The 2,541-nt window shown below is 72.3% G+C and carries 3 protein-coding genes and 1 pseudogene; 1 reads left to right on the forward strand and 3 read right to left on the reverse strand.

Annotated elements, in window-relative coordinates:
* Positions 1-304 (reverse strand): annotated as a pseudogene (locus ACLEQD_RS41230) (WYL domain-containing protein); the annotation flags it as partial.
* A complete protein-coding gene (locus ACLEQD_RS41235; protein WP_410391387.1) occupies positions 301-1,326 on the reverse strand; it encodes a helix-turn-helix transcriptional regulator in 1,026 nt (341 codons plus the stop codon). The pseudogene ACLEQD_RS41230 and the gene ACLEQD_RS41235, both read right to left, overlap by 4 nt.
* Positions 1,327-1,701: 375 nt before the next feature.
* Here ACLEQD_RS41235 and ACLEQD_RS41240 point away from each other — a divergent pair, with 375 nt between their 5' ends.
* Positions 1,702-2,175: a hypothetical protein gene (locus ACLEQD_RS41240; RefSeq protein ID WP_410391388.1), complete on the forward strand. Its 474-nt coding sequence runs from the start codon at positions 1,702-1,704 to the stop codon at positions 2,173-2,175.
* Between the two features lie 20 nt (positions 2,176-2,195).
* Here ACLEQD_RS41240 and ACLEQD_RS41245 read toward each other — a convergent pair.
* On the reverse strand, positions 2,196-2,541 hold a 346-nt coding region (locus ACLEQD_RS41245; protein WP_410391389.1), incomplete at its 5' end, for a PUA domain-containing protein.

Below are 2,541 nucleotides of genomic sequence, written 5' to 3' on the forward strand. Positions count from 1 at the left end.
CCGGGCGCAACAGCTCCGCCGCGGCGGCCAGGGCCGCGGCCTCGCCCGCGGTCAGCCGGGGCGGCGCGAACAGGCGCTGATCCAGGTCCACGTAGACGCGGTCGTTGTCCACGTAGATGTCGATGTAGTCGTCCGGGTTGAAGGGCGGCCGGCCCACGCAGGTGAGCAGGTCCAGCTCCTCCAGCAGGTCCTCGCGGCTGATGTTGAGGGCCTTGGCCAGCGCGTCCACGGTGACGCCCGGGTGCTTGGAGACGTAGGGGACGAGGAACAGCAGGCGGCGCAGCCGCTCGTGGACGTTGCTCATGCGCTCACCCGCTGACCTTCCACCGGCGCGTGCTTCGCCAGGATGTTCGCCGCCATGTGCTCCAGGCGCTCGCGCGCCTCCGGAGGGCCCTCCATGCGGCAGTCCGAGCCCAGGGACAGGACGAACCGCGCCAGCCCGTCCAGGAACGTCACCGGGAAGCGGGCCCGCACGACGCCCTCCCCCACCGGCTCCAGCGCCGCGCCCGGGAACAGCGAGCCCGCGCGCGAGGCCTGCGGCCCGGTGAGCTGGAGCGTCACCTCCAGGGGTTCGTGGAAGCGGTACTGCCAGGGGAAGCAGGCCACGTGGGCGTCCAGCGAGAAGCCCGCCGGCACCTCGAAGTCCGGCGTGCGCGGCCGGGCGGTGTTCACCTTCAGCTCGCGGATGCGGTGGACGTGGAAGGTGCGCAGGCCCTGGCGCAGGTGGCAGTAGCCCACCAGCGTCCAGACGCCGCGCCGCAGCGCCAGGCCGTAGGGGTCCACGCGCCGCTCCGTGACGCCGTCCTTGCGCGGGCTGCCGTAGGTGAGCTGCACCCACTTGTGCGCGGAGCACGCGTCCCAGAGCTGCTCCAGGCGGGCGGAGACCTCCTTCTCCTGGCCCTCCTGGCCGGTGCCCAGCTCCATGCGCACGCGCGGGGTGGGCAGGGACTCGCCGGCGAAGAAGCCGATTTTGCGCAGCGCGTGCGCCAGGTCGTCGCGGCCCGGGAACGCGCCGGACGCGAGCGCGGCGGACCCGGCGGCGTAGAGGACGGCCAGCTCCTCCTTCGTGAGGTCCGCCTCCGGCAGGTAGTAGACGTTGCGGTCGACGAGGTAGCCGTCGCGCCGCTCGTCGTCGCCCTGCACGTAGCTCAGCGGGAAGCCCAGCTCGACGAGCTCCGCCTTGTCGCGTTCGAACTTGCGTTCAGCGGCGTCGTCCGAGCCGCCGTAGTCCGCGGGGAAGTGCTCACGCAGCTCGGCCCACGAGATGGGTTCCCGCGCGTCGAGCAGCAGTGCCACGAGATCAAGGATGCGTTCCGTGCGGTCCATTCAGGAGATCGGTGACGATGGCGGACAGGACCCGGGAGATCAAGAGACCGGGGACTTCCGGGGTGGGAGAAGGGAGCAGGCCAGGAAAGGGACAGGAAGGGAACACGGGAGGGGGCTGGCTCCGTCCAAGGGGGAGATAGTCGCCCCGACCTGAACAGGCAAGCAGGTACCGCCATGTACCCCTCGTTTCGTCCGCAAGGCAGCAGACAACCCCGGGCGTGGGGCTCGCACTCGGGGCGCGTCTGGGTTATTCCTTGGACCCTGTCGAATTGGGTGAGAAGCGACAGCGTGCCTCCGCCAGGACCTCTGGTGGACGCTCCGCTGGCTGCCGTGGGGGCGACGCGGCGGACGCAAGGCTTTGACGAGGGCTCGACCATGGACCGCACCTCCCTGCTGAAGACGTGGCTTCCCGGGCTGGCGCTGGTGCTGCTGGCCTTCGTCTCCGCCCCCGCGCACGCCCGCTCCGAACCGCTCTACTTCGCGCTGGAGGTCCGGCGCGACGGCCGGCTGATCGCCCAGCCCAAGCTGCTGGGCGAGGCGGGCCGCACGCTGCGCGCCGAGCGCCGCCGTCCGGGCGCCACGGTGCCGGACTACCGGCTGGTGCTCACGCCCAGGGGCGAGGGCGACTCCTTCCAGCTCCAGGTGGACCTGTCCCTGCCGGAGGGGGAAGGCCACTCGCAGCTCGCGCTGCTGCACGGCCAGGAGCGCAAGCTCCAGCTGGGTCGGGTGCCGGGGGAGCTGGAGGTGTCGCTGCTCCTGATGAAGGTGGACTCCCCGGAGTTCCGCGCGCTGATGCGGCTCACGGACGAGACGCCCGGCACGGTGAAGTCCGTCTCCTGCTCCATCTAGGCGGCTTGCGCCCGGGGCCGCTACAGCACCGCCAGGTCGTCGCGGTGCACCGCCTCGTCCAGGTAGCGGTAGCCCAGCACCGCCTCGATGTCCGCGCTCCGCCGCCCGGCGATGCGCTTGAGCTCGTTGGCGTCGTAGGTGGACAGGCCCCGGGCGAACACCGTCCCGGCCGCGTCCGCCAGGTCCACCGGGTCCCCCCGGCCGAACTCCCCCTCCACGCCCGTCACCCCGCTGGGCAGCAGGCTGCGCTTGCCGGTGACGATGGCCTCCTTCGCGCCCCGCGTCCACCGCCAGCCGGCCCGGGGCCTGAGCGCGTGGGCGATCCACGCGGTGCGCGCGCTGCGGCGGCCGGCGGGCTGGAAGAGC

It is taken from the genome of Corallococcus sp. 4LFB (assembly GCF_046520365.1).
Classification (GTDB): domain Bacteria; phylum Myxococcota; class Myxococcia; order Myxococcales; family Myxococcaceae; genus Corallococcus; species Corallococcus caeni.

Bases quoted from the DNA above. Each gene is read 5' to 3' on its own strand.
- ACLEQD_RS41235 (WP_410391387.1), bottom strand. From the start codon at position 1,326: ATGGACCGCACGGAACGCATCCTTGATCTCGTGGCACTGCTGCTCGAC.
- ACLEQD_RS41240 (WP_410391388.1), top strand. From the start codon at position 1,702: ATGGACCGCACCTCCCTGCTGAAGACGTGGCTTCCCGGGCTGGCGCTG.